The 18,100-nt window shown below is 62.0% G+C and carries 15 protein-coding genes; 12 read left to right on the top strand and 3 right to left on the bottom strand.

The features are described 5' to 3' along the window. Positions 1 to 32 precede the first annotated feature (32 nt). From AC6IZO_RS07420 to AC6IZO_RS07395, 6 genes are all read left to right on the top strand, one after another. Positions 33 to 2,339 (top strand): carbohydrate binding family 9 domain-containing protein, encoded by a 2,307-nt coding sequence (locus tag AC6IZO_RS07420; RefSeq protein WP_497809530.1) that lies wholly within the window; start codon positions 33 to 35, stop codon positions 2,337 to 2,339. Positions 2,340 to 2,938: 599 nt separating this feature from the next. Further along, on the top strand, positions 2,939 to 4,117 hold the full coding sequence (locus tag AC6IZO_RS07415) for a hydrogenase small subunit (RefSeq protein ID WP_497809528.1): 1,179 nt from the start codon (positions 2,939 to 2,941) through the stop codon (positions 4,115 to 4,117). A 2-nt stretch (positions 4,118 to 4,119) separates the two neighbouring features. Beyond that, positions 4,120 to 5,061, top strand: a complete 942-nt coding sequence (hybA, locus tag AC6IZO_RS07410; protein WP_497809526.1) for a hydrogenase 2 operon protein HybA — start codon at positions 4,120 to 4,122, stop codon at positions 5,059 to 5,061. Beyond that, on the top strand, positions 5,058 to 6,329 hold the full coding sequence (locus AC6IZO_RS07405; RefSeq protein ID WP_497809524.1) for a polysulfide reductase NrfD family protein: 1,272 nt from the start codon (positions 5,058 to 5,060) through the stop codon (positions 6,327 to 6,329). The genes hybA and AC6IZO_RS07405 overlap by 4 nt, the downstream gene beginning before the upstream one ends. A gap of 30 nt (positions 6,330 to 6,359) precedes the next feature. After that, entirely contained in the window at positions 6,360 to 8,045 is a 1,686-nt protein-coding gene (locus AC6IZO_RS07400; protein WP_497809522.1) for a nickel-dependent hydrogenase large subunit, read from the top strand. A 2-nt stretch (positions 8,046 to 8,047) separates the two neighbouring features. Further along, positions 8,048 to 8,584 (top strand): hydrogenase maturation protease, encoded by a 537-nt coding sequence (locus AC6IZO_RS07395; protein WP_497809521.1) that lies wholly within the window; start codon positions 8,048 to 8,050, stop codon positions 8,582 to 8,584. 155 nt (positions 8,585 to 8,739) lie between these two features. Here the strand turns inward: AC6IZO_RS07395 and AC6IZO_RS07390 are convergent, their stop codons facing one another. Together AC6IZO_RS07390 and AC6IZO_RS07385 are read right to left on the bottom strand one after the other, a co-directional pair. After that, positions 8,740 to 9,111: a RidA family protein gene (locus tag AC6IZO_RS07390; RefSeq protein WP_497809519.1), complete on the bottom strand. Its 372-nt coding sequence runs from the start codon at positions 9,109 to 9,111 to the stop codon at positions 8,740 to 8,742. Positions 9,112 to 9,342: 231 nt separating this feature from the next. Then, positions 9,343 to 10,626, bottom strand: coding sequence for an MFS transporter (locus tag AC6IZO_RS07385; protein ID WP_497809517.1), 1,284 nt, complete (start codon positions 10,624 to 10,626; stop codon positions 9,343 to 9,345). 134 nt (positions 10,627 to 10,760) lie between these two features. On the opposite strand from AC6IZO_RS07385, the gene AC6IZO_RS07380 reads away from it, so the two are divergent. Both AC6IZO_RS07380 and AC6IZO_RS07375 read left to right on the top strand, forming a co-directional pair. Beyond that, positions 10,761 to 11,504, top strand: coding sequence for a class I SAM-dependent methyltransferase (locus AC6IZO_RS07380; protein WP_497809515.1), 744 nt, complete (start codon positions 10,761 to 10,763; stop codon positions 11,502 to 11,504). Positions 11,505 to 11,630: 126 nt separating this feature from the next. Beyond that, positions 11,631 to 12,005 (top strand): (2Fe-2S) ferredoxin domain-containing protein, encoded by a 375-nt coding sequence (locus AC6IZO_RS07375; protein WP_497809513.1) that lies wholly within the window; start codon positions 11,631 to 11,633, stop codon positions 12,003 to 12,005. A 105-nt stretch (positions 12,006 to 12,110) separates the two neighbouring features. Here AC6IZO_RS07375 and AC6IZO_RS07370 read toward each other — a convergent pair whose 3' ends face one another. Continuing rightward, positions 12,111 to 12,464, bottom strand: coding sequence for a hypothetical protein (locus AC6IZO_RS07370; protein ID WP_497809511.1), 354 nt, complete (start codon positions 12,462 to 12,464; stop codon positions 12,111 to 12,113). A gap of 333 nt (positions 12,465 to 12,797) precedes the next feature. Here AC6IZO_RS07370 and AC6IZO_RS07365 point away from each other — a divergent pair, with 333 nt between their 5' ends. The 4 genes from AC6IZO_RS07365 (at position 12,798) to AC6IZO_RS07350 (ending at position 18,003) form a co-directional block, all read left to right on the top strand. After that, on the top strand, positions 12,798 to 13,517 hold the full coding sequence (locus AC6IZO_RS07365) for a Crp/Fnr family transcriptional regulator (RefSeq protein WP_497809509.1): 720 nt from the start codon (positions 12,798 to 12,800) through the stop codon (positions 13,515 to 13,517). Positions 13,518 to 13,614: 97 nt separating this feature from the next. Then, entirely contained in the window at positions 13,615 to 14,220 is a 606-nt protein-coding gene (locus AC6IZO_RS07360; protein WP_497809507.1) for a Crp/Fnr family transcriptional regulator, read from the top strand. A 322-nt stretch (positions 14,221 to 14,542) separates the two neighbouring features. After that, positions 14,543 to 15,442 carry a DmsE family decaheme c-type cytochrome gene (locus tag AC6IZO_RS07355; protein WP_497809505.1) on the top strand — a complete coding sequence of 300 codons (900 nt, stop codon included), beginning with the start codon at positions 14,543 to 14,545 and terminating at the stop codon, positions 15,440 to 15,442. 14 nt (positions 15,443 to 15,456) lie between these two features. Beyond that, entirely contained in the window at positions 15,457 to 18,003 is a 2,547-nt protein-coding gene (locus AC6IZO_RS07350; protein WP_497809503.1) for a TonB-dependent receptor, read from the top strand. The last annotated feature ends 97 nt before the right edge of the window (positions 18,004 to 18,100 follow it).

The following is an 18,100-nucleotide window of genomic DNA, read 5'->3' as shown; positions in this document are numbered from 1 at the left end:
CCGTGCAGTGCGTATCTGCCTTCATATTTGCCATGAAATTTCAGTCCTCGTCCTCCTTTGCCGCGCTTTGTCTGCTCTTCGTCGTTCTGTTTGCCATGCCCGCCTTCGCCTCGGAGCTCACGCACATTCCGCGGCTCAAACAGGCGCCGCGCTTTGAGGATTTTGAGACCATGTCCCCGCGTGGCAGCGCCGTGGACATGCGCAAGATTGACGTCTTCATCCAACGGCAGCCCTCGGATGGCGCGCCCGCCACGGAACCAACGCAGGTCTACCTCGGCTACGACGACACAAATCTCTACGTCGCGTTCCTCTGCTTCGACGACCCGAAGCTGGTCCGCCGCAGCCTGTCGCACCGCGAGCCCTCCACGCCGTTTGACATTGACGATTACGTGGAGCTGACGCTCGACACATTTCACGACCAGCGGCACGCCTTCGTTTTCGACGTGAACCCGCTCGGCGTGCAGGCCGACGCGCTCTACACCGAGGGCCAGGGCTTCAACTACTCGTTCGACACGCTCTGGTATTCGCGCGGCAAGGTGAACGGCAAGGGCTGGGTGGTGTTCCTCAGCGTTCCGTTCCGCAGCCTGCGCTTCAAGCCCGCCTCGGACGCGGAGTGGGGCGTCACGCTCTGCCGCTACATCTCGCGCAAGGACGAGACTGACTGGTGGCCGCGCGTAAGTTCCACCGCCGCGGGACGGCTGGGGCAGGCGGCTCCGGTGGACGGCATCAAAGGCGTCTCTCCGGGCCGCAACATGCAGTTTGCTCCGTACGTGGAAGGCCGCAGCTTCCGTTCGCTGAATGCCAACGACCCCACGCAGCCTTACTATTCGCGCGCGTTGGAGCGCGTCAAAGCCGGGTTGGACACAAAGCTGGTCTTCCACAACAGCCTGGTGCTGGACGCCACGGTGAACCCCGACTTTGCACAGGTGGAGAGCGACGAGCCGCAGAACACGGCCAACCAGCGCTTCGAGGTCTACTTTCCGGAGAAGCGTCCGTTCTTCCTCGAGAACGCCAATTACTTTGAGGCGCCGCTGATCGCCGTCAACACCCAGACACGCATGCTGTTTACCCGCCGCATCGCCGATCCGCGTTACGGTCTGCGGCTGACCGGCAAGCAGAGCGGCTGGAACCTGGGCCTGCTGGAAGCCAACGACTGCGCTCCGGGCGAGATTGTGAGCAGCACCGACCCGGCGCATGGCAAATGCGCCACGGCTACGGTGGCCCGCGTTACGCATGACATCAATCACCAGTCGGCCATCGGCGTCCTGTATACCGACCGCGAGTTCAACGGAGGTTTCAACCGCGTCGGCGGCGGCGACCTGAACCTGCGCATCAACAAGAACTGGAACTCGACGCTGCGCAGCTACCTCAGCTCCACCAATGATGCGGGCGTCTACAGCTTTGGCCAGCACCACGAGGCCGTCATCATCGGCAGCGGACGCCGCTTCAGCTTCAACGTGCAATATCTGGACGTGACGCCCAACTTCCATACCGACCTCGGCTACGTGCCCCGCGTGGACCAGCGCACCCTCTTCCAGTACGGGCATTTCTACTTCCGGCCGGAGGGGAAGCACCTGGTCTTCCACGGGCCGGAGGAGAATGTGAGCCTGCTGTGGGACCACGCCGGCAACACGCTTACCCAGAGCCTGTCGCTGGACTACGTCTTCTATTTCCGCAAGAGCATCACGGTCGCGCCCGTCATCCAATACGAGGCGGATACGCTCCGCCCCTCGGATTTCAGCGGGCTGCCCGGTTTGCGCACCTACGCGCAGAACGGCGGAGGCATCATCTTCCGCGGCAACCCCACGGCGCGCGCCAGTTGGAGCCTTCAGGTCATCCGCGCTGGCACCGTGGTGGTGGTTCCGGCCAACGGACAAATGCCGTACACCGGTGACGATACTTCGGTGAACGCCACATTGCAGTTGCGCCCCGCCAACCGCCTCCAGTGGGATACCACCTACATCCTCGACCGGGTGCTGAACGGTCGCGCCGGACACGCCGTTTATAACAACCACATTGTCCGGACCAAGGTGAACTATCAGTTCACGCGCGAGTTCTCGCTGCGCGCCATCACGCAATACAACGCGCTGCTGTCCAACCCCGCATTCTCCTCCTACCAGACGGCCAAGGCCGTGAACTTTGACGTGCTGTTTACCTACCTGCTGCATCCGGGCACGGCGGTCTACGTGGGCTACAACTCGGACCTGGCCAACATTGATCCCGGGCTGTGCGTGCGCACTGGTGGCGTTTGCGCCAGCGGATTGCAGTACACGCGCGACCGCTTTAGCAATGACAGCCGCTTGTTCTTCATCAAGATGAGCTATCTCTTCCGCCGGTAGGGCGCGACGGGGAAGCGCAGTGCACCACCCGGCGGGATGCGAGGCGGGAAAAATACGGTACGAACCGTTCTGAAATGTCAAGCCCCGGAGGGTTTGGGAGGCCCGCCGTAAGTTCCTGAAATAACAGGAGCCGCCAGCCCCGATTGCCCCCTCCCCGGGGGCGTGGAATCTGGAGGAAGCGCTCCTTGGAGCCGGATCGCCGACATTGGCGTGGCGGCCGCTCCAGAAAACTCCGGGCATGGTTGTTGACGTTTTTGGGCTGCTCCGCCGCCGGCCCGGGCGGCAAATTGCCGGCGCGACATGGCTGGCACCCGCGTGGATGGCGGCTCCAGTGAATATCGCTGAAAAACAAGCGAAATGTGATCGCTGTCACAGTTGCAAGTGATTGACGATATAGCTCACAACCGGCGATTTCAGGTATCACAATTTTAGGTGACCGCAGTCACTGTGCTATGAGGCTCCGGCGGACGATAAACAAGGCGCTCATGCGCGACGTTCCCCCAACAGGGGCGACGTGTATCCAGCGATTGTTTTGGTCCGATTGGGTTTGGGAATTCAGAAGGATCGAAAGCCAACTGTCACCGCACAGGAATTAAAAGATGCCGAAAAAAGACGGTACTGGAAATGAAACGATAGCCGCTCACCTGAAAGCGTGCGGTTATTCTCGCCGAGACTTCCTAGAGCTTTGCACAATGTTGATGGCCACTGCGCCAGTAGGCCTGGCCCTTACCGATAAGGCGACCCCGGAATCGGTTGCCAAGACCGTCGGCAAGGCCAAGCGGCCCTCTGTTGTGTGGCTCCACTTCCAGGATTGTACGGGTTGCTCCGAAACACTCCTGCGTACTTCTGCCCCTGACGTTGCGGACCTGATCCTCAACGTCATTTCTTTGGACTATCACGAAACGCTGATGGTCGCCTCCGGCCACCAGGCCGAAGCCGCCCTGGAAGCGGCTGTGAAGGAAAACGAAGGCAAGTTCGTGCTGGTCGTCGAAGGCGCCATCCCGACGAAGGACAACGGCGTCTACATGAAGCTGGCCGGCAAGAACGCCATCGACGTGCTGAAGGAGATCGGTCCGAAGGCTGCTGCCATCGTGGCCATGGGCTCCTGCGCATCGTGGGGCGGCGTTGCTTCGGCCAAGATGGCCGATGGCAAGACCAACCCGACCGACGCCGTGGGCGTCGATTCGATCATCAAGGACAAGCCGATCATCAACATTCCGGGCTGCCCGCCGAACCCCTACACGCTGCTCGGCGTGGTGCTGGAAGTCGCGGCCCTGAACAAGATTCCGGCCTGCGACGACAAGAAGCGCCCGAAGTTCGCCTTCGATCGCGTCATTCACGATCACTGCCCGCGTCGCGGACACTTTGATGCCGGCCGTTTCGCCACCACCTTTGGCGACGAGGCTCACAAGCAGGGCTGGTGCCTGTTCAAGCTGGGCTGCAAAGGCCCGGTCACGCACGCCGCCTGCTCCACGCGTCACTTCAATGAAGTTCCGGACTGCTGGCCGATCGGCATCGGCGCACCCTGCGTGGGTTGCACCGAGCAGGACATCGCCTTCAAGGTCCCGATCTTCCAGACCGTTGACGTTCACAGCTTTACCGCGACTCCGCCCGATGGCTACCCGCTGGTTGGTGGTCAGAGCGGCACGGTGGGCGCCATTGCCACAGGCTTGGTCGGCTTGATCGCCGGCGCTGCCGGTGGTGCTGCCTGGGTTGCCGGTAAGAAGATCGAAGAGACTGAGGCCGAGGAGCCGAAGGCTTCGGCGGGAGGCAAGTAGTCATGGCAATGACACGCCGCGAGGCTCTCGTAAATATCGCCAAGGGCTCGCTCCCGGTGATCGCGGCGGGTTGTGTTGCTTCGGCCATGCCGGCCAAGGCCATGGCTGAAGAACTCGAAGAAGGGCAGATGCCGAAAGAAGCAGTCGGCCTGCTCTATGACGCGACCCGCTGTGTTGGTTGCAAATCGTGCGTGGTGGCCTGTGCCAAGGCGAACGACCTTGTGCCGGATACCAGCCGCGACGGGCTCCACCAGGCGCCCGGCGATCTGAACTGGAAGACGAAAAACATCATCAAGCTGTACAAGTCTGCCGATGGCAGCGAGTACAGCTACTTCAAGAAGCAGTGCATGCAGTGTCTGGACCCGGCCTGTGTGGCCAGCTGCATGTTCCACGGGCTCACCAAGAACCCGAAGACAGGCGTCATCGAATGGAACGGCTCCAAGTGCGTCGGCTGCCGTTACTGCGAAGTCTCCTGCCCGTTCGGCGTTCCGACGTTCCAGTGGGAAGGCTTCAATCCGAAAATCGTCAAGTGCGAATTGTGCCGTCACCGCACGGTGAAGGGCCTGCAGCCGGGTTGCACCTCGGTCTGCCCGACCCACGCCGTCATTTACGGCCGCACCGAAGACCTGCTGAAAGAAGCCAAGCAGCGCATCGCCGACAACCCCGGAAAGTATTTTGAAAACCGGGTGTACGGCGAGAAGGATGCCGGCGGCACGCAGACCATCTATCTGTCGCGCGTCGACTTCCAGAAGCTGGGACTGGGCAAGTACGGCGAGGAGAGCATTCCTTCGCGCCTGAAGTACCAGAAGATGCTTTACAAGTACCTGGCGCTTCCGGCCCTGCTGTACATCGGCATGGTCACCGTCATCAGCAAGAACTTCAAGCACGTTGAACACGAGCTGAAGGAAGAAGAAAAACACACCGGATTGAGGCCGCAGCTATGAGAACGACGAAATGGGAGAGAGCAGTACCCGTCTACGGCGTGCCGGTGCTGACGCGCGCCTTCTACATTCTGGGTGTCATCGTGGCCATCGCGCTGGGCTTGACCTGCTGGCGTGAATACATCGGCCTGGCGAACCCGGTCAGCGGCATGACCGACGGCTTCGCTTGGGGCATCTGGAAGACCTTCAACGTGATGGTTCTGACCGGCCTCGGCTCCGGCGGCTTCGCCGTCGGCATCGGCGCCTGGATCTTCAACAATCATCGTCTGCACTCCGTGATGCGCACCGCGCTGTGGACCAGCTTCATGGCCTACGGCACCGGTCTCGTCATGCTGGGCATCGACGTCGGCCGTCCGTGGAACTTCTATTGGGTGGCGTGGCCGTTCTCCTGGAACGTGCACTCGCCGCTGTTGGAAGTCGCGGTCTGCGTTTCGCTTTACACCTGCGTTCCGCTGTTCTTGGAGAACGTGCCCCCGATGCTTGAGTACTTCATTTACAACGTGCCCAAGTATCGCGGACCGGTGGAGACCATCGAGAAGGTCTTCTCGAAGGTCTATCCGTTCATCATCGCGCTGGCTTACCTGCTGCCCATGATGCACCAGAGCTCTCTGGGTGCGTTGATGCTGCTGGCCGGTCCGCGACTGAGCGGTCTGTGGCAGTCGCCGTTCCTCCCGCTGTTGTATGTGTGGGCGGCGGCATGGCTCGGCTACTCCTGCGTGGTGCTGGCGCTGATTCTGCCGGCTCTCGCCTGGAAGCGTGGGTTGGACATGGAAGTGCTTGGCCTGTTGAACAAAATCGCTTACTCGCTGGTCTTTGCCTGGACGGCTGTCCGCTTCCTGGTGATCCTGGTTCGTGGCGACATCGGCCTGGCCTTCAAGTTCAACTCGGATGCCCTGTTGTTCTGGATTGAAACGGCGACCATCCTGGGTGCCGCCATCATGCTGCGCAGCGAGGCCGGCAAGAAGGTCTCGACCATGTTCTACGCGCACTGCATCCTGGCCACCGGCGGCATGATCTACCGCTTCAGCCCGACGACGCTGGCCTTCCACCCCCGTGGCGGAGCCGTTTATTTCCCGGCCGCCATGGAGTTGCTGACCTGCGCTGGCTTTATTGCCCTGGGCATCATGGGCTATCTGTTCGCGGTCAAGAAGTTCGCGATCCTGCCCGCCTCCATCGAAGAATGGAAGAAGATGGAAGCATACGAAGCCACGGCACCCAAGGACCCGTTTGCCCGGTATCTTGAGGGCAAACAATACGCAACAGCGGACTGACTCCGACTGCACCGATAGAAGGTTCTCGAAATGTCGAAACGAATCACGATTGATCCTATCTCCCGCATCGAAGGCCACCTGCGTGTAGACGTAGAGGTGAACAACGGGGCGGTCAGCAACAGCTGGTCGTCCTGCACCATGTGGCGCGGCATTGAAAACATCCTGCGTGGCCGCGACCCGCGCGAAGCCTGGGTCTTCACCCAGCGCTTCTGCGGCGTCTGCACCACCGTGCACGCCATGGCCTCGGTCCGCTCGGTTGAGGACGCGCTCAAGATGGAACTGCCCTTGAACGCGCAGCTCATCCGCAACCTCATCCTCATCAACCACTCGCTGCACGATCACATCGTGCACTTCTATCACCTGTCGGCCCTGGACTACGTCGATGTCACGGCGATTCCGAAGGCCAACCCGGCCGCGGTCACCGCGCTGATCGAGCAGTTCAGCGATTGGCCAGGCAACAGCAAGAAGGAGATGGAAGCGGCGCAGAAGAAGGTGCTGGCGGTCGTGCAGAGCGGCCAGCTCGGCATCTTCACCAACGGCTACTGGGGCCACCCGGCGATGAAGCTGTCGCCGGAGGTCAACCTGCTGGCCTTCTCGCACTACGTACAGGCTCTCGAGTACCAGCGCAAGGCCAACCAGGTGGTTGCCATGCTCGGCTCGAAGACCCCGCACATCCAGAACCTGGCTGTGGGCGGCGTGCAGAATGCCATCAACCTGGATAGCATGGGCGCCCTCAACATGGATCGCCTGGAATCGATGAAGCTCCTGATGGGCGAAGTGAAGAACTTCGTGCAGCAGGTCTACTTCGTCGACGCCTGCGCCATCGCGGCGTTCTACAGCGACTGGTTCAACTACGGCCGCGGCGTCAACAACTACCTGGCTGCCTGCGACCTGCCGCTGGACGGCAAGGCCACCAAGTTCGACCTGCCGGGCGGCAGCCTCATCGACGGTCAGCTGAAGAAGTTCGACAGCTTCGCGCCGGAAGAGCTGCGCAAGGCCGTGACCGAGGATGTGACGCACGCCTACTACAAGGGCGAGCCGCTGCATCCGTGGAAGGGTGAGACCGATCCGGACTTCACCGACTTCCAGGAGAACGGCAAGTACAGCTGGGTGAAGGCTCCGCGTTACAACGGCAAGCCGGTCGAAGTCGGCCCGCTGGCCCAGATCTTGGTTGGCTACGCGCAGGGTCACGAACTGACCCGCAAGTGGACCGACAAGGCCCTGGCGACCGTCAGCGCGCTGGCCAAGAAGCAGATCACCATCAACCATCTCCACTCGACCATGGGCCGTCAGCTCGCCCGCGCCATCCGCGCTGCCATGCTGACCGAACTGGCCGACAAGCACTGGACCGCTCTGGTGAACAACATCGCCAGCGGCGACACCAAGGTCTACAACGTCCCCGAGTTCAAGGGCGAGGCCGAAGGCGTGGGCGTGCACGAAGCTCCGCGCGGCCTTCTGTCGCACTGGGTTGTGGTCGACGGCCAGAAGATCAAGAACTACCAGGCCGTTGTTCCTTCCACCTGGAACGCCAGCCCGCGTGACAAGAACGGCGTGCATGGCCCGTACGAAGCCTCTCTGATCGGCAACCCGGTTGCCGACCCCGAGAAGCCGCTGGAGGTGCTCCGCACCATCCACTCGTTCGATCCCTGCCTGGCCTGCGCTTGCCACACGTTTGATCCGGAAGGCAAACAGGTAGCCAAGGTGAAGGTGCTGTAACCATGATCAAGATCGGTGGAGTCGGTAGTGTCCTGTTGAGCGACGATGCAGTCGGGCCGTACGTGGTTCGGATGCTGGAAGCGCAGTATGAATTTCCCAGCGACGTCGAGATCGAAGATCTCGGTACTCCGGGCCTGGACCTGATCGCGCACATCACGGGCATCGACTCCCTGATCCTTGTCGACGCCGTGAACAACGGCACCCCGGCAGGCACGATTACTGCCTACACCAAGGAAGACATCACGAAAATCCGTCCGGCGGTGCGAATGGACCCCCATTCGCCCGCCCTGACGGAATCGCTCTTCCTGGCGGAAATGGGCGGAGGCGCGCCGGACGAGGTGTTACTCATCGGCGTCTCGGGAGCCAGCTATGAGATCGGCGAAGGCCTCAGCGAGCCGGTTCAGCAGGCGGTCCCGAAGGTTATCGAAATGATATTGGCGGAGCTAGCCCGCCATGGGGCCCAGGTACGGAAGAAGGAAGTTCCGGAAGACAGTGCCGTGTGGTGGGAAAAACCTGCCGCGGCAGAGTTGAAAGCCTGAGAGTTCTTAAACCCATCTTGCGGGAGCGGATTCCTCCGCTCCCTTTTTTGTTGCCCGCAATTCCGATGAAAACAGCGGCACGACCCCAGAGGCTGAAGCCTCTGATTCACTGCGGCCTGGAAGACCCCGGGCTGAAGCCCGGGGCTACCCAGAAGCTACTTTTTCGCGATGCCCCACATCTCGAAGCGGGCGCCGCTGAGCAGCGGGCCGGAGCCGAGGAAGGCGCGCGCCGGAAGCGGGCCGTTGAAGTACTTCACGTAGACGCCGTTGAAGACGTCGTAGAGCGAGATGTCCGGGGTGGAGACCTGCACAAAGATCAGGTTGTCCATGGTCAGGCCAGCCTTGGTCATCACTTCCTGGATGCCATCAAGCAGCAGCTTGGCCTCCTCGGCGGCGTCGGCCGGGAGCCGCCGCGTGCCAGGAATGACACCTACGCGCCCGGAGAGATACAACTGATCGCCCGCCCAGACCGCATCGCTGAACGGCATTTTTGAGTTGTGCGACGGAATGTTGATGTGCGTATCCATGCCCCTTGATGGTAAGCCGCCAAGCGTGGATTTGGGAAGCGGGAGAAGCAGGGGCTAGGGATTAGGGCTTAGGCACTAGGGACTGGACCGTGAAGGTGATTGGGGTGTGTCAGCCGTTGTGCCGGGTGCCCCAGAGCCTGCCCTGAGCCTGTCGAAGGGTTCGCCGAGCAACGCGGGGCTAACCTGGGATGCGGGAACGCCTCTCTTCCGGACTAAAAACTTGAGACTACCCTAATCCCCGGCTTCGGCCTCGGCGGTGACGTTCGGCTCGGCCGCGAGTTCCATGCGCGCGGGAAGCAGGCTGTCCACGTCGCGCAGTTGCGGAAAGCCGAGCGCCCACAAGGTCACCACCACGATGGTTCCCACGCCGCCCAGTACCACGGCGGGCACGGTGCCAAACCAGTGCGCGGTCAGGCCGCTCTCAAACTGGCCAAACTCGTTTGAAGTTCCGATGAAGAGCATGTTCACGGCGCTGACGCGGCCGCGCATGGCGTCCGGCGTATTGAGCTGAATGAGCGTGGCGCGCACGATGACCGAGACCATGTCCGTGGCGCCCACCATCAGCAGCGCCGCCAGCGAGAGCATCAGGTTGAGTGAGAGTCCGAAGACGATGGTGGCCGCGCCAAAGCCCGCCACGCACGCCAGCATCAGCACTCCGGCGCGGCGCCGGATGGGGTGGTGCGCCACATAGACCGCCATGATGGCCGCACCCACGCCCGGTGCGGCGCGCAGCAGCCCCAACCCCTTCGGGCCGGTCATCAGGATCTCGCGTGCGTAGACCGGAAGCAGCGCCACGGCACCGCCCAGCAGCACGGCAAACATGTCGAGCGTGATGGCGCCGAGCACGATGCGGTGCTGGCCTATGAAGCGGAAGCCCGCCAGCACGGTCTCCAGCGTGACGCCGCGTTTTACGCGCGGCGGATTGTTCAGTCGGACGAGCGCGATCATCAGCACCGAAATGGCGAAGCATACGAATGCCGTGGCATAGACCGCCATCGGCCCACCGGCCAGCCAGTAAAGCAGTCCGCCGAAGGTCGGGCCAACGATAGTCGCGGTGGTGAAGATCGAGGAGTTCCACGCCACGGCGTTGGGGAAGTCGCGCTCCGGCACCAGCAGCGGCAGGAAGGCCTGTCCCGTGGGGCCGTTGAAGGCCCGTACGACGCCGACCAGCACCAGCACCGCGTAAATCGGGTGCGGCGAGGCCAGCCCCATGTGCGTGAAGCCCAGGAGCAATGCCGTGCAGAGCGCAAAGCCGACAAAGCACGCCTGCAGAATGCGGCGGCGGTCCACGCGGTCCGCCACCTGCCCGGCCACGAGGAACAGGGCAATGCCCGGCAGAAACTGAGCCAGCCCCGCCAACCCCAGGTCGAGCGGCCGGCGGGTGATCTCAAACAGTTGCCAGCCGACGGCGACCGACTGCATCTCCGCCGCGCAGGTGGTCAGAAACCGGGCCACCTGGTAGCGAAGGAAGTTCGGATATTGAAAGGCGATGCGGGCGTTGCTGGTGCTGCTCATTACATCTACTGTGCCACAAAACCGGCAGCTTTTGCTAAAACGTGACGCGACGGCTCGAAATTCGGAATTCTTCGTGTCGGGTTGAGAACAGCCGGGAAAACCGCCGTCCGGCTCCAGCCATGCATAATAGAAGCATGGCCGAATCCGTAAGCCGACCTCCCATGATCCGCGTCATCCGCCGCTGGTGTGCCGACTCCGTGCACGTGCGCGGCGTGGCGGGCACCATCAAGTATTTCTTCCAATCCCTGTGGGAGGTGCTGCGCGATTCGACGCCGGAGCGCCGCCGCAGCCGCTTTGGCGACATCGACTACGACTGCGACTACGGTGTGGACACCACCTGGGCGCGGCTGGGCTGGGGCGTGCGCCTGCGCGAGATCTTCTCCGAGCGCCTTTACCAGCCGACGCCGCCCGAAGAGTTCGGCGAGATCATGCAGCAGCTCGCCACCGTCGACTTCACGCCCTACACGTTCATCGACATGGGCTCCGGTAAGGGGCGCGTGCTGCTGATGGCCGCCATGTATCCGTTCCGCGAGGTGATTGGCGTGGAGGTGCAGCCGGAGCTGCACGAGGTGGCGCTGCACAACATCGAGAGCTTTGACCTCGATGGCCGCCAGTGCGGCACTCTGCGCTCGGTCTGCGCCGACGCGCGCGACTACCAGTTTCCCTCGGGACCGCTGGTGGTCTACCTGTTCAACCCCTTCCCGGATTACGTGCTGCAGAGCGTGCTGGAGAACCTTGGCGAAGCGCTGCGCCGCGAGCCGCGCCCCTGCCACGTCGTTTACAACGCGCCGTTTGAGCAGCAGGTGTTCGGCAAGTTCGCCTGGCTGGAAAAGACGGTGGAGCATCCGCGCTACCAGCTCTACCGCGCGCAAATGTAGCCGCGCGGTTGGCCGCCGAGCGCGCGGCTGGGATCACGCATTGCATTCGATCGGTCGTGCGCGAGAAGGTTGCCAACGGCGCGGGCGCGTGAGCATACTGAAAACATAAGCACACAAGGAGACCCGTTGCCCAAGTTTGAAAAGCATATCTTCGTCTGCTGCAACCAGCGCGAGGAAGGCCACCCGCGCGGCAGTTGTGATCCGGCCCACAGTGGAATTCTTCTGAAGGCCTTCAAGAAAGCCATCTCGCAGCGCGGGCTACGCCTGGTGCGGGCCAATAAGGCCGGCTGCTTTGACCAGTGCGAGCACGGCCCGGTGGTGGTCGTCTACCCGGAAGCCGTGTGGTATGGCGGCGTGACGCCCGAAGATGCCGAGGAGATCGTGCGCGAGCACATCGAGGGGAATCGTCCGGTGGAGCGGCTGCGTATTGCCGACGAGTGCCTGAACAACGTGCATTGCCCGCATCGTCCGCACAAGGAGACGCCGCCGGAGTCGAAGTAACGCGCCCTGCGACTTCGCGCCGCGCCGCTGCAAGCAATGGAAAGCCTCGCTCAGGCAATGTGCCTCGGCGGGGCTTCGTGTTCCGGGTGAAGTCTGCGCGATCTGCTAGGCGGTGACGCCGAGCCACTGGCGCGCCTGCGTGACGATCTCCGAGGCGGGCGTGGCAATGTCGAGGATGGCGGAGGCGAAGATGTCCTTCTCCTTCTCGCCACTGTAGAGCAGCACGACCTTGATGTCGTGGTTGCGGCGCTTGGCTTCGCCTTCCACGCGTCGGCGGTCGCCCATGGGGATGCCCGGCGCAATGACCAGCAACTGTGTGCCGCCCGGCCCGACGGCTCCGAGTCCCGAGGAGAGGGAGTGGGCGCGCTGCACGGCAAATCCGGCGGCCGCAAAGGCGGCTTCATGGGGGTTCAACAACTCCGGCTGGTAGGCAAGTAGCAGGACGTTGGGTGTGCTCATTACAAAAATGTTACCTGAAAATCCGCTCTCCGGCGCCGTGGCGGAAAGAATTCTTCTCACCGTGCCCATGTGCGCTGCGTCACAGGAATTGCGTACAACTGGAACCGCCAGAATGTGTTAGCCATACACCGGGGGAGTGCCTTCGGCAATACGTCACAGACGGTTGTGACTTTTGCACTTGTTGGATGTGCAAAGGTGCCGTAAATCCTTGATACTAGGGCGAAACGGGTAAGTTCGCCCAGCGTGTCCAAACGGCCGTATGACCGCCTGCGCGGGGTCTGGAGAAGAGCCGGGGGACGTGTGAAACTCCATTGCTCGTTGCAGGGGGAAGCCTTGCTGTCACCATACGGTTTGGACATTATCGAGAGTTGCCTGAGCTGCAAGATGCGGGCCGATCACATTTTCTGTGACCTGCCGAACGCGGCACTGCAGTCGTTTGAGGCGATCAAGTACGCCACCGCCTATCCCAAGGGCGCGGTGCTGTTTGTGGAAGGACAGGCGCCACGCGGGATCTTTGTGCTGTGCAAGGGACGGGTCAAGCTCTCCATCTGCTCCACCGATGGCAAGACGTTGATCCTGAAGATTGCCGAGGCCGGCGAAGTGCTGGGCCTGAGCGCCAGCGTCAGCGGCAAGCCCTATGAGCTGACGGCCGAGACGCTCGACCCCTGCCAGGTCAATTTTGTGAAGCGCGAGGACTTTCTGCGTTTCCTGCGTGAGCACTCCGACGCCTGCCTGCGCGTGGCCGAGCAGCTCAGCGACAAGTACAACACGGCCTGCCGCGAGATCCGCTCGCTGGGCCTTTCGCACTCGGCCGCCGAGAAGCTGGCCAAGCTGCTGCTGGACTGGTCGGTGCGCAACGGCGAGGCCAACAAGACCGAGCCGCGCATCAAGCTGGCGCTGACCCACGAAGAGATTGCGCAGATGATCGGCACCTCCCGCGAGACCGTGACCCGCCTGTTTGCCGAGCTGAAGAAGCGGCAGATCGTGCAGGCCAAAGGCTCCACGCTGGTGATCCGCAACAAGGCCGCCCTGAAGGCGCTGTCCAGCTCCTAGCGCGAGCGGCGCCAGGCAGACAACTTCATCGAAGATTCACACTCACCGGCGTGGTGCTCCCACGCCGGCGATGGTGTATGCGCAGGAATAGAGCAGTTTGTGGCGGATTTACGGCATCGGTGTAATGACCCTCACGCTAGAAAGTGATTCCAATCACTGCGGGTGCGAGGGGTACCCCGTAAAACGGATTGTCATGGAGAGCGCCATGCAGCCCAGCTGCTTTCAATGCACCTTCCGCGCTGACCGTCTTTTCTGTGACATGTCGCCCGAGGCCCTTCAGGCCTTCGACGCGATGAAGTCCGAAGAGATCCTGGTCAAAGGCTCAGTTTTGTTCGCCGAGGGGCGTCCCTCGCGCGGAGCCTACGTGCTGTGCGACGGCCGCGCGAAACTGTCCATTACCGCCGAGAACGGCAAGCGGCTGATGCTGCGCATTGCCGGTCCGGGCGAAGTGCTCGGTCTCGGCGCCAGCCTGTCCGGCTCGCCGTATGAAGTAACGGCGGAATTGCTGGACACCTCGCAAGTCGTCTTTCTCAAGCGCAAGGAACTTCTCAAGTTCCTTCGCGATAACAAACAGTGCTGCATGATGGTGGTTCAGATGTTGAGCGGCGACCTGCATGCAGCGTATGAGCGCGTGCGCTCGATTGGATTGACACGGACACGGCGTCCCCGCTCGGTGGCGCGTTTGCGTTCGGTCGCTTCCTAGCGCAACGCCGCAATTCATGCGGTGCAACAGGATTCCCTATTCAGGCCCTCGGCAACGAGGGCCTTTCTATTTCTTCCCGCAATAGACTCAGGTCCCGGCATTTCCTGCCGCTTTGCTGCTTCCCGTTTTGTGACGCAAGTGCGAAATCGACCCATTCGGGAGTACGTACTTCTACCTTGTGATGGCGGTCACATGGTCTGTGGTAATGTCTGGCGCGACAATCGCTCTCGCCATGAGGCAACGAGTCCGGGCAGGGGCCACTCGACGCCGCTACCCCCTCGTGCTTATTCCATTGACTGATAGATGTTCTCGAGGTGCGAGGATGAAGAATCCGCAGAACCATCAACGGGCTTTGATCGGCGCGGCCGCGCTCATCGCTCTGGTGCTGTTTGTGGCGCCAGCGATGTTTGCGTCGGAAAAGGCGCCGGCAAAGGCCGGTAACTACGTTGGCACAGAAACCTGCGCAGGATGCCATGCAGAGCAGTTCAAGCAGGTCGATGCCACGCCCCACTTCCGCATTGCCGGAAAGTTCACGGGCGATAAGAACCATTTGTGCGAAAGCTGCCACGGACCGGGCGAGGCCCACGTCAACGGCGGCGGCGACAAGACGAAGATTTTGTCGTTCAAGGAAATGAAGGCCGACGAGATTTCCGAGCGCTGCCTGAGCTGCCACAGCAAGAGTTCCGAGCACGCCAACTTCGCGCGTTCGGAACACGCCGACGCCAACGTCAGCTGCATCAGCTGCCACTCGCCTCACCATGCCGCCGAGAAGAAGGCCATGCTGGTGAAGAAGCAGCCCGACCTCTGCTACGGCTGCCATGCCGAGCAGCGCGCCGACTTCCAGAAGGCGTTCCACCACAAGGTCAATGAAGGCCTGGTGCAGTGCGCCGATTGCCACAACGTCCATGGCGGCGTGGTCGAGAAGCAGTTGCGCTCGACCGCCAACCAGGACCAGGCATGCTACCAGTGCCACAGCGACAAGCGTGGTCCGTTCGTCTATGAACACGAGCCGGTGCGTACCGAAGGCTGCCAGATGTGCCACACGCCGCATGGCTCCTCGAATGCCCACCTGCTGACTCGCTCCAACACCAACTCAATGTGCCTGGAGTGCCACAGCAACATCCCGGCCGGCCCGCATCCGCAGAATACGTTCCGTCAGTCCTGCACACTGTGCCACGTGGCCATTCACGGCTCCAACGCGAGCAGCGTGTTGTTCAAGTAGAGAGGAGAGAGACGATGACATCCACGAAGAAGCTTTCCCGGTGGCGTCTCCCTCTGGGAGCGCTGATTGCAATGCTGCTGATCTGTGCCATGTCTATGGCGCAGGAACCCGCGGCCGGAACTGTGGCCGGCGGTGTCCAGATTGAGCAGTCGATTGAACTGGGCTACCGCACCACCAGCGCGGACGGCAACGGTTCCATGTACCGCACCATGGTGAACATGCAGGACGGGTTCCGCGTGCTGAACCAGAGCCTGTTCCTGCGCACGCTCAAGCACGGCAATAACTTTCTCGACGAACTTTCATTCGACAGCTACGGCTACGGTGGCGACCCGCAGGCCGGGTCCCGCCTGCGCTTCAGCAAGGCGCGCTGGTTCGATGTGAAGGCCGACTTCCGCACCGACAAAAACTACTGGGACTACAACCTGATGGACCAGCCCTACAACACGCTGGGCGGGACCTATGTGTGGAACCAGTCGCTGCACCTGATCAACACACGGCACAACATGGGCGGCTTCAGCGCGACCATCGCGCCGCAGTCGCCGCTGACGCTGCGCTTTGGGTACAGCCAGAACGACAGCTACGGTCCGTCGTACTCCACGCTGCACCAGAGCGGCGAGTACCAGACCCTGACCATGACCGACACGCACAACTATGAGTGGCGCGTCGGGGCCGACTACAAGTTCGCGCCGAGGACGCTGTTCCGCTTCGACGAGATATTCAACCACACCACGATGAACCCCAGCACCACCAACCCGAACATCGCGCTGTGGAACGTGAACACCGCGGCCAGCGGTGCGACGGCCATCAACACCACCGGCAACTTCGACATGGGCTACCAGTACGATCCGACGTACAACTACCCGTGCCGCAACATTCTGACCGGCGGCGTTGTGCAGGTTGTGAACTGCTCGGGCGTTGAATCGTCGTACAACAAGACGCAGTCGATCACCTCGCGGGTTCCAACCACGATGGTGTCGTTCACGTCGAACTACTTCCGCAAGCTGGACGTGACGGCCTCGGGATCGTACTCCTCGGCCACCAGCTACTTGAACAACTACAACGACCTGGCGCAGTACTACTGGAACTCCAGCCGCGTGAAAGCCACACTGTTGAGCGGCAACGGCAAGAACCAGCAGACCACGGCCAACGCCGATCTCGGCTTCACCTACCACCTTGCAGAGAAGTGGGAAGTGAGCGACTCGGTTCGCTACGTGCGCTGGAACCTGCCGGGCACTTCGGCACTGACCACGTACACCTGCTTCCCGAACGCCAACACCACGTCGCCGGATACGTTCATTGCGGCGGGCATTGGCGGGCCAAACGGAGCCACCACCTGTGCAGGACTGGCGGCGAGCGGCTCTCCGTACGCCGGCACCAGCACCACGGCCGACCAGAGCACGCTGGCGATGATGAACTTCCTCGGCGAGCGTTCGGTCTACAACACGGCCCTGCTGGCCTGGCGTCCGAGCCGCAAGCTGAGCCTGGCTGCCGGGTATCGCTATGGCAACCGCATCATCTCGGATGATTCGGCCAGCACCACCACGGCGGTTACTTACCTGGACAACGGCACGTCGGCCAGCCGCGTGGCGGGCACCAGGGTGACCACCAGCACCTCGCCGGTTTCGCAAGAAGAAGCCAACGAACACACGCTGCTGCTGAAAGCGGACTTCCGTCCGGCCGAGCATTGGCGCGTTCACAGCACCTTCAACTGGATGTATGCGGACAATAACTTCGTGAACATTGCGCCGCGTCACCAGACCAAGTGGCTGCTGACCTCCAGCTACTCGTTTGGCAAGCTGGGTGTGGTTTCCGGCTCCATGAACCTGGTGGAGAACCGCAATGACACGGTGGCAAACGACGACGGCTCGCCGGACTTCCCGGCGGGCGTTGTCTCGCCGCGCCATGCGGACCACTCGCGCTCCTACAGCCTGGCCTATACGGCGCAGCCCACCAAGTGGGCGACCGTCAACCTGGGCTGGGCCTACCAGGACGTTTACTCCAACTCCGGCACCTGTCTGCCGCTGACGGCCGGCGTGGTTCCGCAGGGAAGCACGATCGTTGCCGGTACGGCGCCGAACGGGTACGTGGGTTGCGTGATCGGCGGAACGGCGACCACCAATAACATGCCGGTTGCGTTGAAGTATCAGCAGAACAACAACACCGGCTATGTGAACTTCGTGATCAAGCCGGTGAAGCGCGTGAGCCTGATTGCCGGCTACGACGTGAGCGAAGACAACGGCACCAACCAGTGGCTGCGCGCCGACACGGGCGCCCCGCTGGCGATTCCGGTTGACTCCACGCTGCTGAACGCGATCATCACCACGACGGGCACGCCGTCGGCCTACGTGGCGGGCACCAACCCGCGCGTGGTCTCCGGCTCGCTCAACACCATCTACCACCGTCCGATGGTGGGCGTGGAGGTGGGTGTGGCGAAGAACGTCTCGCTCAAGGGGCAGTTCAGCAATTGGCAGTACCACGACACGGGAGACCGCGGCACGCTCGTTCTGCCGCGTGATTTCCACGTGAACGCCGGTACTTTTTCTGTGAAATACCAGTTCTAGCCACAGCCGTCAGGCTGAAGGGGAACGCAACGAGGGGCGGCTTCGGCCGCCCCTTTCTGCTGGCCGGAAATCGTGAAAAAAGCCGCGAAAAACCACG

The sequence above is a fragment of the Oryzophilus luti genome, assembly GCF_059726245.1.
The sequence above is the reverse complement of the archived record's forward strand: the minus strand, read 5'-3'. Positions and strand labels throughout refer to the sequence as shown.

Coding starts and splice junctions, on each gene's coding strand:
- AC6IZO_RS07420 (WP_497809530.1), top strand. CDS start 33: ATGAAATTTCAGTCCTCGTCCTCCTTTGCCGCGCTTTGTCTGCTCTTC.
- AC6IZO_RS07415 (WP_497809528.1), top strand. CDS start 2,939: ATGCCGAAAAAAGACGGTACTGGAAATGAAACGATAGCCGCTCACCTG.
- hybA (WP_497809526.1), top strand. CDS start 4,120: ATGGCAATGACACGCCGCGAGGCTCTCGTAAATATCGCCAAGGGCTCG.
- AC6IZO_RS07405 (WP_497809524.1), top strand. CDS start 5,058: ATGAGAACGACGAAATGGGAGAGAGCAGTACCCGTCTACGGCGTGCCG.
- AC6IZO_RS07400 (WP_497809522.1), top strand. CDS start 6,360: ATGTCGAAACGAATCACGATTGATCCTATCTCCCGCATCGAAGGCCAC.
- AC6IZO_RS07395 (WP_497809521.1), top strand. CDS start 8,048: ATGATCAAGATCGGTGGAGTCGGTAGTGTCCTGTTGAGCGACGATGCA.
- AC6IZO_RS07390 (WP_497809519.1), bottom strand. CDS start 9,111: ATGGATACGCACATCAACATTCCGTCGCACAACTCAAAAATGCCGTTC.
- AC6IZO_RS07385 (WP_497809517.1), bottom strand. CDS start 10,626: ATGAGCAGCACCAGCAACGCCCGCATCGCCTTTCAATATCCGAACTTC.
- AC6IZO_RS07380 (WP_497809515.1), top strand. CDS start 10,761: ATGGCCGAATCCGTAAGCCGACCTCCCATGATCCGCGTCATCCGCCGC.
- AC6IZO_RS07370 (WP_497809511.1), bottom strand. CDS start 12,464: ATGAGCACACCCAACGTCCTGCTACTTGCCTACCAGCCGGAGTTGTTG.
- AC6IZO_RS07355 (WP_497809505.1), top strand. CDS start 14,543: ATGAAGAATCCGCAGAACCATCAACGGGCTTTGATCGGCGCGGCCGCG.
- AC6IZO_RS07350 (WP_497809503.1), top strand. CDS start 15,457: ATGACATCCACGAAGAAGCTTTCCCGGTGGCGTCTCCCTCTGGGAGCG.